Source organism: Pseudomonas syringae (genome assembly GCF_021606685.1).
Lineage (GTDB): Bacteria > Pseudomonadota > Gammaproteobacteria > Pseudomonadales > Pseudomonadaceae > Aquipseudomonas > Aquipseudomonas syringae_R.
Map to the genome: position 1 here is coordinate 22,490 of NZ_WKCB01000012.1, position 21,485 is coordinate 43,974.

General features: G+C 61.4%; 21 protein-coding genes. 2 read left to right on the forward strand and 19 right to left on the reverse strand.

Annotation, left to right across the window (positions count from 1 at the left end; all coding sequences use genetic code 11):
* Positions 1-145: 145 nt before the first annotated feature.
* Genes GIW02_RS07305 through GIW02_RS07315 form a run of 3 tightly spaced genes read right to left on the reverse strand, consistent with a single transcriptional unit; the run spans position 146 to position 3,073 of the window.
* A complete protein-coding gene (locus GIW02_RS07305; protein ID WP_236417766.1) occupies positions 146-991 on the reverse strand; it encodes an alpha/beta fold hydrolase in 846 nt (281 codons plus the stop codon).
* Positions 988-2,382, reverse strand: coding sequence for an aminotransferase class III-fold pyridoxal phosphate-dependent enzyme (locus GIW02_RS07310; RefSeq protein ID WP_236417768.1), 1,395 nt, complete (start codon positions 2,380-2,382; stop codon positions 988-990). Before GIW02_RS07310 ends, GIW02_RS07305 begins: the two co-directional genes overlap by 4 nt.
* Positions 2,375-3,073 (reverse strand): MtnX-like HAD-IB family phosphatase, encoded by a 699-nt coding sequence (locus tag GIW02_RS07315; protein WP_236417770.1) that lies wholly within the window; start codon positions 3,071-3,073, stop codon positions 2,375-2,377. Before GIW02_RS07315 ends, GIW02_RS07310 begins: the two co-directional genes overlap by 8 nt.
* 227 nt (positions 3,074-3,300) lie before the next feature.
* On the opposite strand from GIW02_RS07315, the gene GIW02_RS07320 reads away from it, so the two are divergent.
* Entirely contained in the window at positions 3,301-4,071 is a 771-nt protein-coding gene (locus tag GIW02_RS07320) for a MipA/OmpV family protein (RefSeq protein ID WP_236421810.1), read from the forward strand.
* Positions 4,072-4,244: 173 nt separating this feature from the next.
* Here the strand turns inward: GIW02_RS07320 and GIW02_RS07325 are convergent, their stop codons facing one another.
* The 14 genes from GIW02_RS07325 to GIW02_RS07390 all read right to left on the reverse strand — a co-directional run bounded on the left by GIW02_RS07325 (position 4,245) and on the right by GIW02_RS07390 (position 18,497).
* On the reverse strand, positions 4,245-4,649 hold the full coding sequence (locus GIW02_RS07325; protein ID WP_236421811.1) for a DMT family transporter: 405 nt from the start codon (positions 4,647-4,649) through the stop codon (positions 4,245-4,247).
* Positions 4,646-5,026 (reverse strand): DMT family transporter, encoded by a 381-nt coding sequence (locus tag GIW02_RS07330; RefSeq protein WP_236418429.1) that lies wholly within the window; start codon positions 5,024-5,026, stop codon positions 4,646-4,648. The genes GIW02_RS07325 and GIW02_RS07330 overlap by 4 nt, the downstream gene beginning before the upstream one ends.
* Entirely contained in the window at positions 5,023-5,943 is a 921-nt protein-coding gene (locus GIW02_RS07335; protein WP_236418427.1) for an arginase family protein, read from the reverse strand. Before GIW02_RS07335 ends, GIW02_RS07330 begins: the two co-directional genes overlap by 4 nt.
* Before the next feature lie 105 nt (positions 5,944-6,048).
* Positions 6,049-6,387 (reverse strand): GlpM family protein, encoded by a 339-nt coding sequence (locus GIW02_RS07340; RefSeq protein WP_056858829.1) that lies wholly within the window; start codon positions 6,385-6,387, stop codon positions 6,049-6,051.
* 10 nt (positions 6,388-6,397) lie between these two features.
* On the reverse strand, positions 6,398-7,738 hold the full coding sequence (gene aauR / locus GIW02_RS07345; protein WP_268935593.1) for a two-component response regulator AauR: 1,341 nt from the start codon (positions 7,736-7,738) through the stop codon (positions 6,398-6,400).
* On the reverse strand, positions 7,735-9,636 hold the full coding sequence (gene aauS / locus GIW02_RS07350; RefSeq protein WP_236418426.1) for a two-component sensor histidine kinase AauS: 1,902 nt from the start codon (positions 9,634-9,636) through the stop codon (positions 7,735-7,737). The genes aauR and aauS overlap by 4 nt, the downstream gene beginning before the upstream one ends.
* A gap of 171 nt (positions 9,637-9,807) precedes the next feature.
* Complete coding sequence (locus tag GIW02_RS07355) at positions 9,808-10,542, reverse strand: amino acid ABC transporter ATP-binding protein (RefSeq protein ID WP_049709764.1); 735 nt, start codon at positions 10,540-10,542, stop codon at positions 9,808-9,810.
* Positions 10,539-11,210: an ABC transporter permease subunit gene (locus GIW02_RS07360; RefSeq protein ID WP_236418425.1), complete on the reverse strand. Its 672-nt coding sequence runs from the start codon at positions 11,208-11,210 to the stop codon at positions 10,539-10,541. The genes GIW02_RS07355 and GIW02_RS07360 overlap by 4 nt, the downstream gene beginning before the upstream one ends.
* Positions 11,210-11,956, reverse strand: coding sequence for an amino acid ABC transporter permease (locus tag GIW02_RS07365; RefSeq protein ID WP_105696370.1), 747 nt, complete (start codon positions 11,954-11,956; stop codon positions 11,210-11,212). Before GIW02_RS07365 ends, GIW02_RS07360 begins: the two co-directional genes overlap by 1 nt.
* A 194-nt stretch (positions 11,957-12,150) precedes the next feature.
* Positions 12,151-13,077: a glutamate/aspartate ABC transporter substrate-binding protein gene (locus GIW02_RS07370; RefSeq protein WP_236418424.1), complete on the reverse strand. Its 927-nt coding sequence runs from the start codon at positions 13,075-13,077 to the stop codon at positions 12,151-12,153.
* Between the two features lie 327 nt (positions 13,078-13,404).
* The gene (gene glpD / locus GIW02_RS07375) at positions 13,405-14,943 is read right to left on the reverse strand and encodes a glycerol-3-phosphate dehydrogenase (RefSeq protein ID WP_236418423.1); all 1,539 of its coding nucleotides are present in this window, start codon (positions 14,941-14,943) and stop codon (positions 13,405-13,407) included.
* 278 nt (positions 14,944-15,221) lie between these two features.
* Positions 15,222-15,977, reverse strand: a complete 756-nt coding sequence (locus GIW02_RS07380) for a DeoR/GlpR family transcriptional regulator (RefSeq protein ID WP_017526345.1) — start codon at positions 15,975-15,977, stop codon at positions 15,222-15,224.
* A gap of 83 nt (positions 15,978-16,060) precedes the next feature.
* Positions 16,061-17,566 carry a glycerol kinase GlpK gene (gene glpK / locus GIW02_RS07385; RefSeq protein WP_236419823.1) on the reverse strand — a complete coding sequence of 502 codons (1,506 nt, stop codon included), beginning with the start codon at positions 17,564-17,566 and terminating at the stop codon, positions 16,061-16,063.
* A gap of 76 nt (positions 17,567-17,642) precedes the next feature.
* Complete coding sequence (locus GIW02_RS07390) at positions 17,643-18,497, reverse strand: MIP/aquaporin family protein (protein WP_236421812.1); 855 nt, start codon at positions 18,495-18,497, stop codon at positions 17,643-17,645.
* Positions 18,498-18,823: 326 nt separating this feature from the next.
* Here GIW02_RS07390 and ybaK point away from each other — a divergent pair, with 326 nt between their 5' ends.
* Positions 18,824-19,294, forward strand: coding sequence for a Cys-tRNA(Pro) deacylase (gene ybaK, locus GIW02_RS07395; RefSeq protein WP_169376649.1), 471 nt, complete (start codon positions 18,824-18,826; stop codon positions 19,292-19,294).
* 141 nt (positions 19,295-19,435) lie between these two features.
* Here the strand turns inward: ybaK and GIW02_RS07400 are convergent, their stop codons facing one another.
* Together GIW02_RS07400 and argF are read right to left on the reverse strand one after the other, a co-directional pair.
* The gene (locus tag GIW02_RS07400) at positions 19,436-20,545 is read right to left on the reverse strand and encodes an ABC transporter ATP-binding protein (RefSeq protein ID WP_236415951.1); all 1,110 of its coding nucleotides are present in this window, start codon (positions 20,543-20,545) and stop codon (positions 19,436-19,438) included.
* Positions 20,542-21,462, reverse strand: coding sequence for an ornithine carbamoyltransferase (argF, locus tag GIW02_RS07405; RefSeq protein WP_236415954.1), 921 nt, complete (start codon positions 21,460-21,462; stop codon positions 20,542-20,544). The genes GIW02_RS07400 and argF overlap by 4 nt, the downstream gene beginning before the upstream one ends.
* Between the last annotated feature and the right edge of the window lie 23 nt (positions 21,463-21,485).

Consider the following 21,485-nt stretch of genomic DNA (forward strand, 5'->3'; position numbering starts at 1 on the left):
TATCTATCTGAAAGTATGGAGTGATCTTATTGGGGCCGCTTCGCGCCCCAACGCGGGCAAGCCCGCTCGCCACAGAAGCCCACTTGCCACAGAAAACCGCCTCCCACATAAGCCCGCTTTCCACATAAGCCCGTTCGCCAACCAATCAGGCGGCGTTTGCGAGACGGGTATTCAGCTCCACAAAGTCGGTACTCAACTCGATCACCCGACGGTATTGCAGGTCCACCGTGATCATGTGGTAGCAGTTGTCCAACAGGATCTTGGTCACCGGCCCGCCGAGGTGGCGTTCTACATAGTCGGCATTCCAGCGGCTGGTGATGTCGTCCTCGATGGAGTGCACCACCAGGGCCGGCACCCGGACCTCGGGCATGCGTTTCTTGACCACCGCGTTCATCCGGTGCAACTCGCGCACGGTGATGCCCTCCATGGTCAGCAAGCCCGCTTCGCTGCTTTCGCCTTCCTTCATCTGCCGCTCGACGATGGCCCGCAGGCGTTCGTTCTTGATGCCGTAGGGCGGTTTTTCTTCGAAGCTGCAAAGGTGCACGCCGAACGGGATCCTCATCAGCAACGGCGTGAGAAACGCCAGCTTGTTGATGCTCCAGCCGTCGTACTTCAAGGTGGTGGAATACATCAGCAGCCCGGCCACTTGCCCAGGGTGTTCGGCGGCCATGTACATCGACATCACCGCGCCCATGGACAAGCCTCCGACAAACACCTGCGCATGCCGCTGCCGCACCTGTACGAAGGTCTTGCGCACGCCTTCGTACCAGTCGCGCCAGCCGGTCGCCTGCAGGTCGCTGTTGTCGCCGCAGTGCCCGGCCAGGGTCGGCACATACACCGTGCAGTTGCCCGCCTTGGCCAGGCCCTTGGCGACCTGGCGCAATTCCGTCGGGGTGCCGGTCAGGCCGTGGATCAACAAGACCCCGACCGGACCTTCACCGAGAACGAAGCCGGCTGAACCTTCGCCGAGGTCGATCTCAGCGGCCTTCACCGTTTAGTCGCTCGAACCAGCAACTGCTCGAGCAGCTTGAGACCCAGGTCGATTTCCGGGTAGCTGATTTCCAGGGATGGGGCCAGGGTGATCACGTTTTTGTAGTAACCGCCCACGTCGAGGATCAGGCCGAGTTTCTGGCCGTCGACCACCATGTCGCCTTTCATGCCTTCTTCGACCATGTAGTCCAGCGTCGCCTTGTCTGGCGTGAAGCCATCCGGGCCGCAGATTTCGCAGCGCAGGGCCAGGCCCAGGCCGTCGACGTCGCCGATGATCGGGAAGCGTTTTTGCAGGTCTTGCAGGCCTTCGAGGAAGTATTTGCCCTTGGCCATGACCATCGCGCCGTAGTCGACTTCGTTGGTCATCTTGAACATTTCCAGGCCTACCGCAGTGCCCAACGGGTTGGAGGCGAAGGTGGAGTGGGTGGAGCCTGGCGGGAAGATTTTCGGGTTGATCAACTCTTCACGGGCCCAGATGCCGCCCAGTGGGTTGAGGCCGTTGGTCAGTGCCTTGCCGAACACGATCACGTCCGGTTGCACGTCGAAGTGCTCGATCGACCAGAGTTTACCGGTGCGGTAGAAGCCCATCTGGATCTCGTCGGAGACCATCAGAATGCCGTGCTGGTCCAGCACGTGCTTGAGTTCGCGGTAGAAGTTCATCGGCGGGATTACGTAGCCGCCAGTGCCCTGGATCGGCTCGACGTAGAACGCGGCGTATTCGCTCTGGCCGACTTTCGGGTCCCACACGCCGTTGTATTCAGTCTCGAACAAACGCGCGAATTGCTGCACGCAGTGGCTGCCGTATTCTTCTTTGGTCATGCCTTTAGGGCCACGGAAGTGATACGGGAACGGGATGAACTGCGCACGCTCGCCGAAGTGGCCATAGCGGCGACGGTAGCGGTAGCTGGAGGTGATCGACGAGGCGCCGAGGGTACGCCCGTGGTAGCCGCCTTCGAAGGCGAACATCAGGCTTTTGCCGTTGGTGGCGTTACGCACCACTTTCAGCGAGTCTTCGATGGACTGCGAGCCGCCGACGTTGAAGTGCACGCGGCCGTCGAGGCCGAACTTGTTTTTGGCGTCGACCGCGATCATTTCCGACAGCTCGATCTTGCCCTTGTGCAGGTACTGGCTGGCGATTTGCGGCAGGGTGTCGATCTGCTGTTTCAGCGCGTTGTTCAGGCGCGGGTTGGCGTAGCCGAAGTTGACGGCCGAGTACCACATTTGCAGGTCGAGGTAGGCCTGGTCTTCGGTGTCCCACACGTAGGAGCCTTCGCAGCGGCTGAAAATACGCGGCGGCTCGATGTAGTGAACGGTGTCGCCGTAGGAGCAGTATTTGGCTTCTTTATCCAGAAGGATCTGGTCGTCGGCGGTAGCGATGCGGATATCAGACATGGTGGAAGAGTTCCTGGTTGTCGGCAGCAAAAGCGTTGGCGTTGGCGGCGATGCCCTGAGGGAGCAGCGCCAGCAATTCAGGGAGTTGGGCGAAGGTGTCGAAGCGCGCGTGAGGGATGTGGTTGGCCACGCAGTAGTCGGCGAGGCTGCCCTTGGCGAACACGAAGTCGGCGGTGGCGGCCACGCACATGTCGGACTTGCCGTCGCCGATCACCAGCACACGCTTGTTGCGTGGGGTGGATTTGCACTTGCAGTTGCCCGACGCGGCGCGGCAGGCGTCGCTGGCGTACGGGAAGTCGATGCGCCAGCTGTTCTGGTCGACCTGGCGCAGGCGGTTGGCAATTATCGGCAGCAAGGTCACGTAGTTGCGTGACAGGATCCGCGCGATGCCTTGCTCGATGCCGTCGCTGACCACTTCGAGGGAGGCGCCCAGGCCGATCACGTGATCGACGAAGTCGGGGAAATCCGGGTCGATCTCGACGCTGTCGAAATACGCCAGCAGTTCGCTCGGCGTCGCCTTGATCAGCGCCAGTTGGCGGCTCAGGCATTCGCGTGAACCGATATGCCCATCCAGCCATTCCTGTTCGATGGTTTCCCACTCGGGACCGGCGAAGCGTTGGAGGACGTTGTCGATGACGTCGGTGGGCGTGATGGTCCCATCGAAGTCACACACGATATGCCAGTGGATCATTGCGTTTACCCTTGTAGGAGCGCGCTCTGTGCGCTTGCAGAAGGGGTAGAGCAGGGACTGTGCCAAGTGGCCTGCGCCCAGCGGGGCTGGGGCTTCGCTCGGTGTGGCGGGGAATTTGTGTCGTGGGAGCTACAATTTTTGTAGCTTGCTACAAACAACATGAGTGCTTGCGCGGCGGCAGCCCTTCGCGCGTTCATGCGCGTATGCCCAGCCAAGGAAACCGACCCATGCTCAAGCTCACTTCTGCTGTATTTGTTGCGTTAAGCGGGCTGTGGGGCGTGTCCGGTAGCGTGCTGGCGGCCCCGATCACCGGCGACGTCGGCGCGGGCATCAGCTATCAACCCCATGACCCGACCGGCAGTCGCTACGAAACGCGCCCGGTGCCTTACCTGGATCTGGACTGGGGCAACGTCAGCCTGAGCACCGATGACGGCCTGACCTGGAACGCCTTGAATAGCCATGGCGTGACCGCCGGCCCGTATATCAATTACTTGCAGGGGCGCACCTCCAACGGTTCGCTGCAAGGCCTGCGCAATGTGTCGGACATGGCCGAGGTGGGCGGCTTTGTGCAATACGCGCCGGCTGATTTCTGGCGGGTCTACGCGCGGCTGGGCCAGGCGGTGGGCGGCGGGCATGCGCAAAGTGGCGCGCTCGGCAAGGTCGGCGGTGAACTCGGCTACCCGCTGGGCGGCGGAGTTATTGGCAGCAGCGGCCTAGCGGCCAATTTCGCCGATGCCCGCCAGACCCAGACCTATTTCGGCGTGGACGATAACGAGGCGGCGGCCACGGGATTCAAGCCGTACAACGCCAGCGGCGGGTTCCAGAATGTCACGCTGAGCCAGAGTTTTGCGTTCCCGCTGGCGCCCAACTGGTCGCTGCTGACCAGCGCCAGCTGGGTGCACCTGGTGGGCTCGGCGGCGAACAGCAGTATCGTCAAGCAGACCGGCAACGTGAACCAGGGCCAGGTGCAGACGGCGATCAGCTACACCTTCGACTGATTCACCTGATGCATGGCGATCAAATGATGTGTGCAGATCAAATGATGTGTGGAGATCAAATGTGGGAGGGGGCTTGCTCCCGATGGCGGTGGGTCAGTTAAGTATTTATCAACTGACACTCCCTCATCGGGAGCAAGCCCCCTCCCACATTTGCCTGCATTTCATGCTCGCTATCAGTTTTCCTCGCCCTCCGCCAACAGCGCGATCCCGCCGATAATCACCGCCACGCCCACCCAGTGCAGCGGGCTGATATGCTCCCCCAGCCCCAGCCAAGAGCCGAGCAACACCACCACAAACACCAGTGAACTCAGGGGAAAGGCCAGGGACAGGCTGCTGCGCCGCAGGATCAGCATCCACACGAAAAACGCCCCGATGTAGCAGGCGATCGCCGCCAGAATCCCTGGGTTACGCGCCACCTCGGCGAGCCACAACCAACTGAAGTCCATCTGCCCCAATTGGTCCCCGGCCACCTTGGTAAACAGCTGCCCGGCACTCTCGGTGCAGATCAGCAAAGCCCACAGCACCACGGTGCCGAGGCGCCCGTGCAACCAACCGGTATGCATCGTTTGCGTACTCATGCCTGACTCCCTGCAATTGCCACCAACATCACGCCCAACGTAATCACCCCTGTGCCCAGCCAACGGCGGCGGCTGACGGTTTCGCCGAGCACCACCTTGCCCGCCAGTACCACGCCGCAATAAGCCAGTGCCGCCGCCGGGAACAACAGGCTCAACGGCGCACGGGACAGGGCTTCGAGCCAAACGAAAAACTCAATCACATACGCGCCGATCCCGGCCCACAACAACGGCGCATTGAACACCTGGCCCCAGAAGGCATTCAGGCGAAAGCCGCCTTCCAGCTCCGGCAAACGGTCGAGGCCGAGCTTGAAACATAGCTGGCCGATTACATCGAGCACGATGGAAAACGCCACCAGCAGCACCACGGTCAGGGTCATGGGAACAGCTCCTCAAACAGGTCGATCAGGGCTTCATTGGTCGCGGCGTTGCGCTGCAGGTCCTGGGCGCTCCAGCGTTCCGGCGGCGGCTGGTCGGACTTGGCTTCCCAGCGTTTGAACGCATTGCTGAAAGCCGGCGTGGCGAACTCGCCACACACGTCGATCCCGATGATGCGCTTGCGTGCCGCCAGGGCCCGCAGGGCTTGCAGCAAGTGGCTCAGGCGCATGCCGCCCTGGTCCCAGTTGGTGGCCGCGTCTTCGCTGGCCAGCACGTCTTTGTCGAGGGTGATCCAGATCGCCTCGGTGGGCAGGCTGCTGATCATCTGGTCGAGAAACGCGGCCCAGTCCAGCTCCGCCAGGTTGCGCCAGTGCAGGTGGTTTTCCTGCTGCTGGTGGCCGGCACCGTCGCCCACCCGGCCCCAGACTTTCGACGGTGGATGCTGCCAGGGAAACAGCTGCAAGTGCCCGCGTTTCAGGGCGCCGAGGTTGCCGCCGCGCAGTTGCGGGTTATGCAGGTCATCGCTGCACGGGCCCAGGGTGACGATGCGTTTGATCGCCGGCAGCTTCAATGCGCGATTGACCCACGAACCACAGTGACGCCTGGGCGCAAAGCGCACCCAGTCGGGGTGGTTGTCGAAGTGGATCAGGCTGATCGGCTCCTTGAGGTCGGCGAGAAACGCCGGCGTCAGGTGGTGGTAATCGCCGGAACCGACAAAGAAGATCTCCGGCCGCGCACCGCTGGGGCGAGGCCGTGTGGCCAGGCGTCGGGCAAAGTTTTGATAGGTTTTTTCGGTAGACCAGAGGCGCAATTTCGGCCCAAGGTCCAGCAAGTCCAGGCGGGTGGCCTGGCCACTGGCAAGGCGCTGGGCAATCGGCGTCTGGCTGGTGAGGCTGTGGTCGAGGTCAAGAATGTTCACGGAGCGGTTTCACCCATGGCAGCGCCCGTTCAGACACTGGGCTCATCGCTCATGAACTCCAGCCGAATGGGCTTTGCAGGGTGAATGCAAGGGGCGGGCCAGGGGTCAGGCGTGCACGCGAACCCACACGCTGACCAACACCGTCGCCGCCATCAACCACGCCACGGCCGCTACGGCAAGAGAGGCTTCCAGGCGCATGCGGTCGACCATCACGTACAGCGTCGCCAGGTACACGAAGTACGGAATGATCGACCACATCCCGAACAGGATGGTGGTCTTCAAGTCGTCCACCGAACGGCCCTTGCCGACGATGTAGTGGGCGATCAGGGCGAAGGTCGGAAACAGCGGCACCAACCCCGCGATGTAATAGTTTTTGGTCTTGGCCAACGCGGCCAGTATCAACACCACCGCCGCGCCGAGGGCGGCCTTCAATAGCAGATCCACGCTGCGCTCCTTAGTGGCTCAGGCCGTACTTCTTGACCTTGTCGAACAGGGTGGTCTTGGCCATCCCCAGTTCCTGACTGGCTTGGGTCAGGTTGCCGCCGCTGCGCTGCAGCGCGTCCACCAGCAGGTTGCGTTCAAAGGCTTCCACCGCTTCGGTAAAGGCCAGGCCATGGCCGCTGCCGCTGGCGCCGCTTTTCTTGAAGGCGGGCAGGCCGAGGGCAAAGCGTTCAGCGACGTTGCGCAGTTCGCGCACGTTGCCCGGCCAGTCGTGGCTCATCAGGCTCGACACGGTCTGGTTGTCGAGTTCCGGCGCGGCGCGATCAAAGCGCAGGGACGACTGCTGCAGAAAGTGCTCGAACAGTTGCAGGATGTCTTCGCGGCGTTCGCGCAGGGGCGGCAGCTCCAGCGTGACCACGTTCAGCCGGTAATACAGGTCGCTGCGAAACTGGTTGGCGCGGCTCAGTTCGTCGAGGTCGGACTTGGTGGCAGCAATCACCCGGCAATCCACCGCCACGCTCTGGTTCGATCCCAGGCGTTCCAGGGTGCGTTCCTGCAGCACCCGCAGCAGCTTGATCTGCAGGTTGATCGGCATGCTTTCGACTTCATCGAGGAACAACGTGCCTTCGTGGGCGTGCTCGATCTTGCCGATGCGGCGCTTGCCGGCGCCGGTAAAGGCGTTGGCCTCGTGGCCGAAAATCTCGCTTTCGAACAGGTTCTCCGGCAGGCCGCCGCAGTTCAGGGCGACGAACTGATGGGCATGACGCCGACTGAAATCATGCAGGCAGCGTGCGACCAGTTCCTTGCCGGTGCCGGTCTCGCCCTCGATCAATACGTTGGCCGACGTATCGGCGACGTTGGCGATCAGCTCGCGAAGGTTCTGCATGGCCGGCGAGCGGCCGATGATGCGGCCTTCCAGGGAGTCGCGCTCGGCCAGTTGGCGGCGCAGCGACCAGACTTCCCGCGCCAGCCCACGCTGCTCCAGGGCACGGCGAGCGACATCCACCAGACGTTCCGGGGAGAAGGGTTTCTCCATGAAGTCATAGGCGCCGCTGCGCATGGCGCCGACGGCCATGGAGATGTCGCCATGCCCGGTGATCAGCACCACCGGCAGGCTTTTATCCAGGGTCTTGAGGCGCGTGAGCAGCTCCAGGCCGTCGATGCCCGGCAGGCGGATATCGCTGATGACGATACCCGCGAAGTTTTCGCCGATACGCTTCAACGCCTCTTCGGCACTGCCCACGCCCACGCTGGGAATGTCTTCCAGCGCCAGCGCCTGCTGGCAGCCGAGCAGTACATGGGGGTCGTCTTCGACGATCAGCACGGTGAGGTTGTCTGTAGCGTCTGTATTCATGTCGACTCAGCTTGTTGAGTGCTCACCAGCGGCAGGCACAGGACAAAGGCCGTACCACCACTGGCCGGGTGTTCCACGGCGAGGTTGCCGCCGGTGGCCGCGGCGAGGCTGGCGGACAGGGTCAGGCCCAGGCCCAGGCCTTGTTCGCCGGGTTTGGTGGTGAAGAACGGTTCGAATAAATGCTTGCGGGCCTCGGGGTCGATGCCGTGGCCGTTGTCGCGCACCAGCAGGCGGTATTTGCCGTCGGCGATGCTGCCTTGCAGCCACAGCTCAGGGGCCGGCTGCGCCTGCATGGCGTCCAGGGCGTTGCCGATCAGGTTGACCAGGATCTGTTCCAGGCGCGTCTGGTCGATCTGCAATTGCACGCTGCTGAACTCGCGATGCACGCTCAGCGGCAGGCCGTCCAGGCGCGCGCCGAGCACCTGGAACGCGGCGTCCACGGCCTTGCCGAGGCTGGCTTCGCCCTGGTCATCACCGCGCCGGGCAAAGGAGCGCAGGCTGGCGGTGATGCGGCCCATGCGGTCGATCAGTTCATTGATGGTCTTGAGGTTGGCGCTGGCCGTGTCCAGGGCGCCGCGCTCGAGGAAACGCACGGTGTTGCCCGACAGCGTACGCAGCGCGGCCAGGGGCTGGTTCAGTTCGTGGGCGATGCTGGTGGACATCTGGCCGATGGCCGCCAGTTTGCCGGCCTGCACCAGTTCATCCTGGGCGCGGCGCAGGGTTTCCTCGGCCTGGCGGCGTTCGCGGATCTGGCCTTTGAGCCGCTCGTTGCTGGCGCGCAGGTCGGTGGTGCGTTCGGCAATCCGACGCTCCAGCTGGCTGTTGGCTTCCTGCAAGGCTTCCCGCGCGGCGAGGCGGGTGGCGATGACCTTGCGACGTTCGTTCCAGGCAATCAACAGGAAGGCCACCAGGCCAAAGGCCACGGCCACCAGGATGCCCTGGTTGATGGCCGCGCGGCGCAGGTCGTTGAGCGGCGTGAGCAGGGTGAAGTTCCACGGCGTGTCGTTGAGCGGCCGGGTTTGCGCGAGGTAGCTGACGGCGTGCTCGTCGTTGACCACTTCGCTGTTGGCCGGGAAGGTCAGCTTCTCGGTGCCTTCATTCAGGCGCTCACGGGCCAGGGGTTCGAGTTCGTTCAGCGTCGCCCAGTAATACTGCAGGCTGTGGGCCAGGCGGTCTTTGGTTTCTTCGCTCAGCGGGCGCACGGCCTTGAGACGGCGGGCCGGGTCGCTGGAGAGGATGATGATGCCGTTCTCGTCGCTCACAAAGGCTTCGAGGCGCGCGCGCTGCCAGCGTTCTTCCAGGGCTTCGAGGCGCACCTTGACCACGGCGACGCCGATGATCTTGCCGTGCTCCTCGAGGCCGTGGGCCAGGTAGTAGCCGGGTTCGCCGTTGGTACTGCCGATGCCGTAGAAGCGTCCGGGCTGGCCGCGCACGGCGTTCTGGAAATACGCGCGAAAGGACAGGTCTTCACCCTGGTAACTGTCGGCATCGCGCCAGTTACTGGTGGCCAGCACGCGGCCGGTGGTGTCCATCACGTAGATGGCCCGACTGCGACTGCGTCGGTTCAGGCCTTCAAGGTAATCGTTGACGGTTTTGCGGGTGTCCTGGTTGGGGTCGGCCAGCAGCTTGGAAACGCTGGACTCCAGTTCCAGCAGACTGGGCAGGTAGGTGTATTTGCTCAGTTCGCTTTCGACGGTACGGGCATGCAGCTCCAGCTGGCGTTCGCCGGTGTCGCTGAGGGTGCGGATGCCATAGTACTCACTGATCCAGAAGCCGATATAACCCAGGCCGACCATCAGGGCGATGATCAACGGCGGCAGGAACAGTTGGCGAATCAGGCGAGGTTTCACGGCAAGTGATGGCGGTGCGGCGCGAAATTGGTTGGGGTCGCATTTCATCACAGATGCCTTGGGTCAACCAGAGCTTGCCGGCCTGTGCGGTCCAGTGTGGGAGGGGGCTTGCCCCCGATTGCAGTCTGTCAGTCGGTCTATCTATCGCTGATCCACCGCTATCGGGGGCAAGCCCCCTCCCACATTGGCCCGGTTTCCACAGTTGGCGCTATGTAGGGCTTAGTGCTGCAGGATTTTCTCAAGGAAGTGCTGCGCGCGTTCGGAGCGGGCGCTGATGTCGCCGAAGAACTCTTCTTTCGGGCAGTCTTCGATGATCTTGCCGGCGTCCATGAAAATCACGCGGTCGGCCACTTTGCGGGCGAAGCCCATTTCGTGGGTCACACACATCATGGTCATGCCTTCGTGGGCCAGCTGCACCATCACGTCGAGCACTTCGTTGACCATTTCCGGGTCCAGGGCCGAGGTCGGTTCGTCGAACAGCATGACGATCGGGTCCATGGCCAGGGCGCGGGCAATCGCCACACGCTGCTGCTGGCCACCGGACAGTTGGCCTGGGTGCTTGTGGGCGTGTGCCGACAGGCCGACGCGCTCAAGCAGTTGCAGGCCCTTCTTGGTGGCTTCTTCCTTGCTGCGGCCGAGCACCTTGATCTGCGCGATGGTCAGGTTTTCGGTGATGGTCAGGTGCGGGAACAGCTCGAAATGCTGGAACACCATGCCCACGCGCGAACGCAGTTTCGGCAGGTTGGTCTTGGGGTCGGCAATGGAGGTGCCGTCGACCACGATGTCGCCTTTCTGGAACGGCTCCAGCGCGTTGACGCACTTGATCAGCGTGGACTTGCCCGAGCCCGATGGCCCGCACACCACGATCACTTCGCCTTTTTTGACATCAGTGCTGCAATCAGTCAGCACCTGGAAGTCGCCATACCACTTGTTGATGTTCTTGATAGAGATCATACGGCAAACCTTTTTTGCAGACGCTTGACCAGCAGCGAGGCGGAAAAGCTGATGATGAAGTAGACGACACCGGCGAAGATCAGGAACTCATTGGAGCGGCCGATGATGTCGCCGTTGGAGCGGGCGGAGTTGAGGAAGTCCACCAGGCCCACGGTGTAAACCAGCGAGGTGTCCTGGAACAGGATGATGCTCTGTTGCAGCAGCAACGGGGTCATCTTGCGGAACGCCTGGGGCAGGATGATCAGGCGCATGGTCTGGCCATAGGTCATGCCCATCGCTTGTGCCGCACCCATCTGGCCCTTGGGGATCGACTGCACGCCGGCCCGCACGATCTCACAGAAGTACGCGGCTTCGAACATCATGAAGGCCACGACGCAGGAGGTGAACGCGCCGATCGGCGTGTCTTCGCCGGTGATCCAGCGCAACACGAACGGCACCGCCAGGTAGAACCAGGTGATCACCAGCAGCAGCGGGATCGAACGGAAGTAGTTCACGTAGGCGCCGGCCACGCGGGACAGCAGTTTGCTCGACGACAAGCGCATCAGCGCCAGCACCGTCCCCAGCGCGATACCGCCGATCACGCCCATGACCATCAACTGCAGGGTCATGACCATGCCGTTCCACAGGCCGGGGATGGCGGGGATGATGCCACTGAAATCAAAGTCCATTATTTACCCCCCACGGAGATCAGGCCGGGCACGGCGACTTTCTTCTCGACCAGGCGCATCAGCAGCATCAGGCTCATGTTCAGGGTGAAGTAGATCAGCGTGGCCAGGGTGAAGGCTTCGAACAGGTTGGCCGAGAACTCGGCGGTCTGCTTGGTTTGCGCCAGCAGTTCCATCAGGCCGATCAAGGACGCCACGGAGGAGTTCTTGAATACGTTGAGGAATTCCGAGGTAAGCGGCGGAATGATGATGCGGTAGGCCTGGGGCAGCAGCACGTTCCAGTAGATCTGCGGCAGCTTGAAGCCCATGGCCCGCGCGGCTGATTCCTGGCCGCGTGGTAACGCCTGGATGCCGGTGCGCACTTGCTCGCACACACGGGCGGCGGTGAACAGGCCCAGGCACACGACGACGCTCAGGTAGGCCGAGGTGGTCGGGTTCAGGTCTTGCTTGTACCAGTCCTGCAGGTTTTGCGGCAGCAGGTCGGGTATCAGGAAGTACCAGATGAACAGCTGAACCAGCAGCGGCACGTTACGAAACAGTTCCACGTAGCAGGTCGCGATGCCGGCCACGATGCGGTTTGGCACCGTGCGCATGACCCCCAGAATGGAGCCCAGCAGCAAGGCGATAATCCATGCCACGACAGCGATGGCGATGGTCCAGCCCAAACCGGCGATGTACCAGTCGAGATACGTCTCGCTGCCCACGCCGGTGGACTTGAAGAACACGCCCCAGTCCCAGTTGTAATTCATTAGGGTCTCCCCTCGAGATCGATCGATGTACAAGCACCCGCTTGGGGAAAATCCCTTCCCGCCCGGCGATGAACGCCAGGCACACGCGATCGGCTCGAAAACCGCCAGGTCGAGTGTTCCAAGTTAAAACCAGCAGGTAATTACAGACGCCTGAGGGAGGGTTGCCCCCCTCAGGAGATAAGGTTAGATCAGTGTCAGATTTTTACGTCAGGCGCTGGCTTGTCGCTTGGGTTGGCGATCAGCTCTTTAACCTTGTCACTCATCGGGAAGTTCAGGTTCAGGCCTTTAGGTGGAATCGGGCTCTCGAACCACTTGCTGTAGATCTTGTTGATTTCACCGGATTTGTACAGGGCGGTGATGGCGCCATCTACGGCTTTCTTGAAGTCTGGATCGCCTTTGCGAACCATGCACGCGTAGGCTTCGAAGGACTGTGGAGTACCGGTGATGACCCAGTCATCCGGCTTCTTGGCCTTGGCTTCTTCACCGGCCAGCAGGGCGTCATCCATCATGAACGCAACGGCGCGGCCGCTTTCGAGCATCTGGAAGGATTCACCGTGGTCTTTGGCGGAGATGACGTTCATGCCCATCTGCTTGTCGGCGTTCATTGCTTTGATGATGCGCTCGGACGTGGTGCCAGCGGTGGTCACGACGTTCTTGCCTTTCAGGTCGGCAAAGTCGTTGTAGGACGGCTTGCCTTCCTTGTCTTTCTTGACCAGCAGACGGGTGCCGATTTCGAAGATGTTGACGGTGAAGTCGACTTGCTGGGCACGCTCGGCGTTGTTGGTGGTGGAACCGCACTCAAGGTCCGCCGTGCCGTTCTGGATCAGCGGAATGCGCGTTTGCGAGGTGACCAGGTTGTACTTGGTCTTGAGGTCGGGCTTGTTCAGGTCTTTTTTCAGTTGCTCGACGACAGCTACCTGGATGTCGTGGGAGTAGCCAACCGGTTTGCCCGAACCATCCGCGATGTAGGAAAACGGAATGGAGCTGTCGCGGTGCGCGAGGGTGATGGTGCCGGAGTCGTTGATTTTCTTCAGTGTGCCGGTGAGTTCGGCGGCAAAAACTGGAGTGCTGATCAGAGCAGCAGCGATAGCTGCGCCCAGGATATGGGGAACGATGCGCATCAATACTTCCTCGACATTTGTTTTTTTTATGAAGCCAGTTAAGCGGCTCTCTTGTACTGCGAATGCCCGTGACGGCTCCTGAGGCGTCTCAGGCAATCGTCAAGGAGTGTAGAGCATGAGTCGTGCCAGGCTGCCAATAAAAGCTTAACTAGCTGATTTATATGAATATTAACTTTGTGTGACGGGAGATGTTCGACGCATGGGTCCGGCAAACCGAATAGGCCGGCATGCGACGTTCGGAAAACCGAATGAAAGCCCCGGCTAAAGTGCCCGGCATAAAAAAGCCCCTGAACCTTGCGGCACAGGGGCTTTTGTAGGAAATGCCTGTCAGGCTGCTTCGATCTTTCTGCGGCTCTGCTCAACCTTGGACAGGTAGCGCTGCACGTTGTCCTGCTCTTGCGCGGTGGTGAACAGGCCCAGCTTGGTACGGCGCCACAGCACGTCCTGGGGTTGGGTCACCCATTCCTCGGCGCACAGGTAGTCAACCTCACGGGTGTACAGGCCGCCACCCAAGTGGTCACCCAGGTCGGCCAGCGACTGCACGCCTTCGAGCAGGCGCCAGGTGCGGCTGCCGTAGGTGGTGGACCAGCGGCGCGCGATTTCGCTCGGCACCCAGTCGAATTTGGCACGAATGGCGTCGGCCAGGGCTTCAGGCGTGGTCATGTCTTCGCCGCCCGGCAGGCTGGCCGTGGCCGTCCAGCTTGGGCGCATCTGTGTGAAATACGGCGCCAGTTGCGCCATCGCCGACTCGGCGAGTTTGCGGTAGGTGGTCAGCTTGCCACCGAACACCGACAGGATCGGCGCCTCGCCAGTCGCGCCGGACAGCGCCAGGGTGTAGTCACGGGTGATGGCCGACGGGTTGTCCGACTCGTCGTTGCACAGCGGGCGCACGCCCGAGTAGGTGTGGACGATATCGTCGCGGCTCAGTTGCTTCTTGAAGTGTGCGTTAACCACCTTGAGCATGTAGTCGGTTTCACCTTCGGTGATCGCAACTTTCGCCGGATCGCCGGTGTATTCGCGGTCGGTGGTGCCGATGATGGTCAGGTGGTTCAGGTACGGAATGGTGAAGACGATTCGCTGGTCTTCGTTCTGCAGGATGTGCGCGTGCGCGCCTTCGTACAGTTTCGGCACGATCAAGTGGCTGCCCTGGATCAGGCGGATGCCGTAGGGCGAGGTCAGCTTGAGGTCGTCCTTGATGAACTTGGCGACCCATGGGCCTGCCGCGTTGACCAGTGCGCGGGCGCGAATCGAGAACAGGCTGCCGTCGGCGCGTTCCATGTTCATTTCCCACATGCCGTTGCTGCGGTGCGCGCTGATGCAACGGGTCTGGGTGTGGATGTGCGCGCCTTTTTCGCGGGCGGCCATGGCGTTGAGCACAACCAGGCGGGCGTCGTCGACCCAGCAATCGGAGTACTCAAAACCTTTGGTGATTTCGCTTTTGAGCGGGCTGTCGGCACCGAACTTGAGGCTTTTAGAGCCGGCGAGCTTCTCGCGCTTGCCCAGGTGGTCATACAGGAACAGGCCGGCACGAATCATCCACGCCGGGCGCAGGTGCGGGCGATGGGGCAGCACAAAACGCATCTGCTTGACGATGTGCGGCGCCTTGGCCAGCAGCACTTCGCGTTCGGCCAGGGCTTCGCGCACCAGGCGGAATTCGTAATGTTCGAGGTAACGCAGGCCGCCGTGGATCAGTTTGCTGCTGGCGGAGGAGGTGTGGCTGGCCAGGTCGTCCTTTTCGCAAAGGAATACCGACAAACCGCGCCCGGCTGCGTCTGCTGCAATGCCGACGCCGTTGATCCCGCCACCGATAACGGCAACGTCATAGACTTCGGCAAGCGGTGGGGCAGGCAAGGTAGAAGGGTTCATCGGCTGGCCTCGCGATCTTTTTCGTATTGGAATTCGAACATTAATGTTCATTTGCGAAAATGGTAGCTGATAAACGCGGGCACAGCCACCCGACTTCGATTGAAAAAACTCATCGAAGGGCGGGAAAAGGAAGAATTGTGAACATGGGCCTGGGGGAGGGGGGGCCAGATAGATTGCTATCGGGGGCAAGCCCCCTCCCACATTTTGACCGCATTCCTACATTAGAAACACGGTCACCTGTGGGAGGGGGCTTGCCCCCGATGGCGGTAGTGCAGTCGCTAAACCACTTCCAGCCGAACCTTATGCTCATTCAACAACTGCACCAGCGCCGGCACCGGCTGCTGATCGGTCACCAAACAGTCCACCAAACTGATCGGCCCCAGGCGAATCATGGCGTTGCGCCCGAATTTGCTTGAGTCCGCCGCCAGGATCACCTGGCGTGCATTGGCAATAATCGCCTGGGAAACCCGCACCTCCTGGTAATCGAAGTCGAGCAAACTGCCGTCTTCGTCGATGCCGCTGATGCCCACCAGGGCGAAGTCGACCTTGAACTGGTTGATAAAGTCGACGCTCGCCTGGCCCACCACACCGCCGTCCCGGCGTACGTTACCGCCGGTCAGCAAGACATCAAAGTCGTCCTTGGCACTGAGCATGGTGGCGACGTTGAGGTTGTTGGTGATGATTTTCAGGTGGTTGTGGTTGAGCAGCGCGCGGGCGATGGATTCGGTGGTAGTACCGATATTGATGAACAGCGAGGCGTGATCGGGGATTTGCGCGGCGATGGCTTCGCCGATGCGCTGTTTCTCGTCGCGCATCTGGTCGGCACGCATGGCGTACGCGGTGTTTTCGACACTGGAGTCATAGGCCGCGCCGCCGTGGTAGCGGCGCAGCAGATTGGCGTCCGCCAGCTGGTTGATATCGCGGCGGATGGTTTGCGGGGTGACAACGAAGAGCTGCGCCATTTCCTCGATACTGACGTAGCCGCGTTCGCGGACCAGTTCGAGGATTTGTTGCTGGCGGGGAGGCAGATTCATGGGGCGTCCTTTGGGCTGCCGTACAAAAGTGGCCCATGATGACGCAGGAATCTGCTCCCTGCCAGTTACAACCCGACGTTGGCTTATTCAGCGCCTTCGTGCGGTTCCCAGTCGCGGGTGCGGCTGACCGCTTTCTGCCAGCCGGCGTAGAGCTTCTCCTTGGCCACTTCATCCAGCTGCGGCTCGAATTCGCGCTCGATCACAGCCTTGCCGCGCAACTCGTCCAGGCTGCCCCAGAACCCGCAGGCCAGGCCGGCCAGGTAGGCGGCGCCGAGTGCGGTGGTTTCGCGCATTTGTGGGCGCTCAACCTGGGTGCCGAGGATGTCGGCCTGGAATTGCATCAGGAAGTTGTTGGCCACCGCACCGCCGTCCACACGCAGGGCCTTGAGGCGTTCGCCGGAATCCTGCTGCATCGCGTCAAGTACGTCGCGGGTCTGGTAGGCGATCGACTCCAGTGCTGCGCGAATAATGTGATCCACGCGTACGCCACGGGTCAGGCCGAACAGCGCGCCACGGGCATACGGGTCCCAGTAGGGAGCGCCCAGGCCGGTGAAGGCCGGGACCAGGTACACGCCGTTGCTGTCCTTGACCTTGCCGGCAAAGTACTCGGTGTCGGTGGCGTCGGCGATGATTTTCAGCTCGTCACGCAGCCACTGCACGGTGGAGCCGCCGTTGAATACGGCGCCTTCCAGCGCGTAGGCCACTTCGCCGCGCGGCCCGCAGGCGATGGTGGTGAGCATGCCGTGCTTGGATTTAACCGCCTTGTCGCCGGTGTTCATCAGCAGGAAGCAGCCGGTGCCGTAGGTGTTCTTGGCCTGGCCGGCTTCAACGCACATCTGGCCGAACAGTGCCGCTTGCTGGTCACCGGCGATACCGCCGATGGCGATGCCGCTTTTGGTACGGCCGTAGATTTCCGAGGAGGACTTCACTTCCGGCAGCATTTCACGCGGCACGTCGAGAATCTCCAGCATCTTCGCATCCCACTCCAGGGTGTGGATGTTGAAGAGCATGGTGCGCGAGGCGTTGGTGTAGTCGGTAACGTGGGTCTTGCCGCCGGTAAATTTCCAGATCAGCCAGCTGTCGATGGTGCCGAACAGCAGTTCGCCGTTGCGCGCACGCTCGCGGCTGCCTTCGACGTTGTCGAGGATCCACTTGAGCTTGGTGCCGGAGAAGTACGGGTCGGTAACCAGGCCCGTGGCGTCGTTGATGTATTGCTCATGGCCGTCGCGCTTGAGCTGCTGGCAAATCTCGGTGCTGCGGCGGCACTGCCAGACGATCGCGTTGTAGATCGGGCGGCCGGTGATTTTGTCCCATACCACCGTGGTTTCACGCTGGTTAGTAATACCGATGGCGGCGACCTGGTCATGGTGCAGGCCGGCTTGTGCCAGGGCCTCGACCATCACCGCGCTCTGAGTGGCGAAGATTTCCATCGGGTCGTGTTCGACCCAGCCCGCCTGCGGGTAGTGCTGAGTGAATTCACGCTGAGCGGTGCAGACCACGTTGGCGTCACGATCGAAGATGATCGCGCGGGAACTGGTGGTGCCCTGATCGAGGGCAATGATGTAGTTCTTATTCTCGATATCGGTCATGTGAATTGCCTTGGAAGAAATAAGGAAGTCAGAAATCAGCCTGGGCCGCGAAGGGCAGGGGACCAGGCTGGCGCTTTCAGGAAATACGAGTCTTGCCGTTGACAGCCGTGTCAGGTATTTCAGCTATAGCAGGTTCGGAGCTTGGCAGATGGCGGGCAATCAGCCCGCGATACGCCGCAGCACCGAGGCATGCGCCGACAATTGGCGCGAAAACTGGAATCAGGAAGTAAGGAATATCGCGACCGCCGGTAAAGGCCATTTCACCCCAGCCGGCGAAAAAGGTCATCAGTTTGGGGCCGAAATCCCGCGCCGGGTTCATCGCAAAGCCGGTCAAAGGGCCCATGGCGCTGCCGATCACGGCGATCAGCAGGCCGATCAGCAGGGGAGCCAGCGGGCCGCGTGGCAAGCCGTTGTTGTCATCGGTGAGGGCCATGATCACGCCCATCAGGATCGCGGTGATGACCATTTCCACCAGGAACGCCTGGGCGGTGCTCAACAGTGCATGGGGGTAGGTGGAGAACACCGAGGCCAATTCCAGGCTGGCTTGCGTGCCGCGGACCAGATGGTGAGTTTGTTCGTAATCGAAAAACAGATTGCTGTAGAGCGTGTACACCAAGGCCGCCGAGCAGAACGCGCCGGCGACTTGGGCGAGGATATAGAAGGGCAGTTTGCGCTTGTCGAAGTCGGCAAAAATACACAGGGCGATACTGACCGCCGGATTGAGGTGGGCCCCGGAAATACCGGCGCTCAGGTAGATCGCCATGCTGACGCCGAGCCCCCAGATGATGCTGATTTCCCATAAGCCAAAGCTGGCACCCGCGACCTTGAGGGCAGCAACACATCCTGTACCGAAGAAGATCAGCAGCGCAGTCCCCAGGAATTCGGCCATGCATTGGCTCGAAAGTGAAGGCTGTTGAAGAGCAGTTGTCATGGAAAACCTCAATTGTTGTTCTTGTCTGGCGATTGGCCTCAACGGGCCATGCGCGATTTTCACCGTGACGCAGATCCCCATCTGCGACACGGCTTACTGCTCGATTACTGTAGTTCTATTCCTACAGTATTCGGAAACGAAAAAATATAGACAAGAATCACGGCTGTCAAAGGTCGAAAGTGAACTGCCGGTCACTTTCTAACTATTGGTCTGGTGAATGATCACACTTGCGCCGCTGCCTGTGTGGCGGGAGAGGGGGCGTACTAGAGCGTTTTGCGCGGGCTTGGCCTAGAATTGGCCGTCCGTTTGCCACGCCCGGAGAGGCCATGACCCCCGCTTTGGATTTGTTGAAAAAAGTTCGCGCCGAACATCGCATCCACAGTTACGAGCACGACCCCAAGGCGGCCTCGTATGGCCTGGAGGCCGCGGAAAAATTGAGCCTCGACCCGGCGCAGGTGTTCAAGACCTTGTTGGCCAGCAGTGAAAAGGGTGAATTATTGGTGGCGGTGGTGCCGGTCGTCGGAAGTCTGGACCTCAAGGCCCTGGCTCAAGCGGCCGGCGTGAAAAAAGTCGAGATGGCCGACCCGGCAGCGGCGCAGCGTTCCACCGGTTACCTGCTGGGCGGTATCAGCCCCTTGGGGCAGAAGAAGCGTCTGCGCACGTTTATCGATGTGACGGCCCAACCGTTCGCGACGATTTTTGTGAGTGCCGGCAGGAGGGGCCTGGAAGTGGAGCTGCCGGCGGCGGTGCTGGCGGAGCATACCCAGGCCAAATTCGCGCCGATTGGCCGGGCCTGACATCGACTTTGAAATGCATGAGCCCCAATGTAGGAGGGGGCTTGCCCCCGATGGCGGTGTATCAGTCAGCTTATCTCTAACTGACCCAGCGCTATCGGGGGCAAGCCCCCTCCCACATTGGTTCTTTGTGTTTTCAGATAATCAGTTGGCCGGGCTGTAGCGGCGCACGCCGGATTCGGCCTGAGGAATTTGCGCGGCAGTACTGCCGCAGGCCTGGAACAGGACTAAATGCTCGGCGGCCACACGAATCCCCACGTCCGCGCCCACTTGATGGTCGGCATGGCTGGGGAAAATCGACTCCAGCTGCGCGCCCGTCGGCAGTTGCAGGCGGTACAGGGTCGAGGCGCCAAGGAAAGTCTTGCCGACGATCCGCGCTTTGAGCGCGCTGTCCGGCGCGTAGACGATGTCATCCGGGCGTAGCAGCACATCCACCGCGCCACCCGTTGGCCAGGTGTAGGCGCGGTTGCCGCGCAGGTCGCCCAGCTCGGTATGCACCGACTCCGGTGAACTCAGTTGACCACGGATGAAGTAGCCCTGGCCGATAAAGCTGGCGACGTAAGGCGTCTGCGGTTCGTGGTAAAGGTTGTAGGGCGTGTCCCACTGCTCAAGCCGACCTTCCTTGAAAACACCGACCTGATCGCTCACGGCGAACGCTTCTTCCTGGTCATGGGTGACCAGAATCGCACTGGTGCCGCGAGCCTTGAGGATGTCGCGCACCTCGTGGCTGAGCTTGCGGCGCAGTTCGCCGTCAAGGTTGGAGAACGGCTCATCCAGCAACAGCAACTGGGGCTCGGGCGCCAGAGCACGAGCCAGGGCGACGCGTTGCTGCTGGCCGCCGGAAAGCTCGTGGGGGAAGCGCTTGCCCAGGTTCTTGAGGTTGACCAGCTCCAGCAGCTCGGCGACCACGCGATCCTTTTGCGGATGCTTGCGGATACCGAATGCGATGTTGTCGGCCACACTCAGGTGGGGAAATAGCGCGTAGTCCTGGAACACCATGCCGATCCGACGTTTCTCCGGGGCCAGGGTGAAACCGGCGCTGGAGATGACTTCACCGGCCAGGCTGATTTCGCCTTCATGCACCGGCTCAAACCCGGCGATCGCGCGCAGGGTGGTGGTTTTACCGCAGCCCGAGGAGCCCAGCAGGCAACCGATGTCGCCGGCATTGAGGTGCAGGTTGAGGTTCTGTACCACCCGTTGATCTTGATAGCCGCATGCCAGATTGCGCAGGTTCAGCAGTAATGGCTGGCTCATGCGTGGTGGTACGCCGGCTCGACCAGGAATTCCAGCAGGGCCTTTTGTGCGTGCAGACGGTTTTCCGCCTGGTCCCAGGCTACGGAGCGTGGGTCGTCGAGCAGGTCGAGGCTGATTTCTTCGCCACGGTGGGCCGGCAGGCAGTGCATGAACAGCACGTCCGGTGCGGCCGTGTCGAGCAGGGCACGGGTGACCTGGTAGGGCGCAAACAGGGCCAGGCGCTTGGCGGTTTCGTCTTCCTGGCCCATGGAGGTCCAGACGTCGGTACTGACCAGGTGAGCGCCGATCACGGCGTCACGCGGGTCGCGCACCAGCGTCACACGGTCACCGGCTTGTTCGAGGAAGCGCGCGTCGGGCTCATAGCCTTCCGGGCATGCGATGCGCAGTTGGAAGTCGAACTGGATCGCCGCTTCTATATAGCTGTTGCACATGTTGTTGCCGTCGCCGATCCAGGCCACGGTCTTGCCCTGGATCGAACCACGGTGCTCCAGGAAGGTTTGCATGTCGGCCAGCAACTGGCAGGGGTGCAGGTCATCGGACAGGCCGTTGATCACCGGCACGCGCGAGTTGGCGGAAAATTCGGTGAGGATGCTGTGGGCAAAGGTGCGGATCATCACTGCGTCGAGCATGCGCGACATCACAATGGCGCAGTCGCTGATCGGCTCGCCACGGCCCAGTTGGGTGTCGCGCGGTGACAGGAAGATGGCCTGGCCACCCAGTTGAATCATGCCGGCTTCGAAGGACAGACGCGTGCGGGTCGACGACTTCTCGAAAATCATCCCGAGTACGCGGTTTTTCAAAGGCTCGAACAGTACGCCGCGGTTACGCAGGTCTTTAAGCTCAATGCCTCGACGGATCACGCTGACCAGCTCTTGGGGCGTGCAATCCATCAGGGAGAGAAAGTGCCTTGCGCTCATCATTAACTACCTTTTTGCAACAG

Coding starts and splice junctions, on each gene's coding strand:
- GIW02_RS07310 (WP_236417768.1), bottom strand. CDS start 2,382: ATGTCTGATATCCGCATCGCTACCGCCGACGACCAGATCCTTCTGGAT.
- GIW02_RS07315 (WP_236417770.1), bottom strand. CDS start 3,073: ATGATCCACTGGCATATCGTGTGTGACTTCGATGGGACCATCACGCCC.
- GIW02_RS07320 (WP_236421810.1), top strand. CDS start 3,301: ATGCTCAAGCTCACTTCTGCTGTATTTGTTGCGTTAAGCGGGCTGTGG.
- GIW02_RS07325 (WP_236421811.1), bottom strand. CDS start 4,649: ATGAGTACGCAAACGATGCATACCGGTTGGTTGCACGGGCGCCTCGGC.
- GIW02_RS07330 (WP_236418429.1), bottom strand. CDS start 5,026: ATGACCCTGACCGTGGTGCTGCTGGTGGCGTTTTCCATCGTGCTCGAT.
- aauR (WP_268935593.1), bottom strand. CDS start 7,738: ATGAATACAGACGCTACAGACAACCTCACCGTGCTGATCGTCGAAGAC.
- aauS (WP_236418426.1), bottom strand. CDS start 9,636: ATGAAATGCGACCCCAACCAATTTCGCGCCGCACCGCCATCACTTGCC.
- GIW02_RS07355 (WP_049709764.1), bottom strand. CDS start 10,542: ATGATCTCTATCAAGAACATCAACAAGTGGTATGGCGACTTCCAGGTG.
- GIW02_RS07360 (WP_236418425.1), bottom strand. CDS start 11,210: ATGGACTTTGATTTCAGTGGCATCATCCCCGCCATCCCCGGCCTGTGG.
- GIW02_RS07365 (WP_105696370.1), bottom strand. CDS start 11,956: ATGAATTACAACTGGGACTGGGGCGTGTTCTTCAAGTCCACCGGCGTG.
- GIW02_RS07370 (WP_236418424.1), bottom strand. CDS start 13,077: ATGCGCATCGTTCCCCATATCCTGGGCGCAGCTATCGCTGCTGCTCTG.
- glpD (WP_236418423.1), bottom strand. CDS start 14,943: ATGAACCCTTCTACCTTGCCTGCCCCACCGCTTGCCGAAGTCTATGAC.
- GIW02_RS07380 (WP_017526345.1), bottom strand. CDS start 15,977: ATGAATCTGCCTCCCCGCCAGCAACAAATCCTCGAACTGGTCCGCGAA.
- glpK (WP_236419823.1), bottom strand. CDS start 17,566: ATGACCGATATCGAGAATAAGAACTACATCATTGCCCTCGATCAGGGC.
- GIW02_RS07390 (WP_236421812.1), bottom strand. CDS start 18,497: ATGACAACTGCTCTTCAACAGCCTTCACTTTCGAGCCAATGCATGGCC.
- ybaK (WP_169376649.1), top strand. CDS start 18,824: ATGACCCCCGCTTTGGATTTGTTGAAAAAAGTTCGCGCCGAACATCGC.
- GIW02_RS07400 (WP_236415951.1), bottom strand. CDS start 20,545: ATGAGCCAGCCATTACTGCTGAACCTGCGCAATCTGGCATGCGGCTAT.
- argF (WP_236415954.1), bottom strand. CDS start 21,462: ATGAGCGCAAGGCACTTTCTCTCCCTGATGGATTGCACGCCCCAAGAG.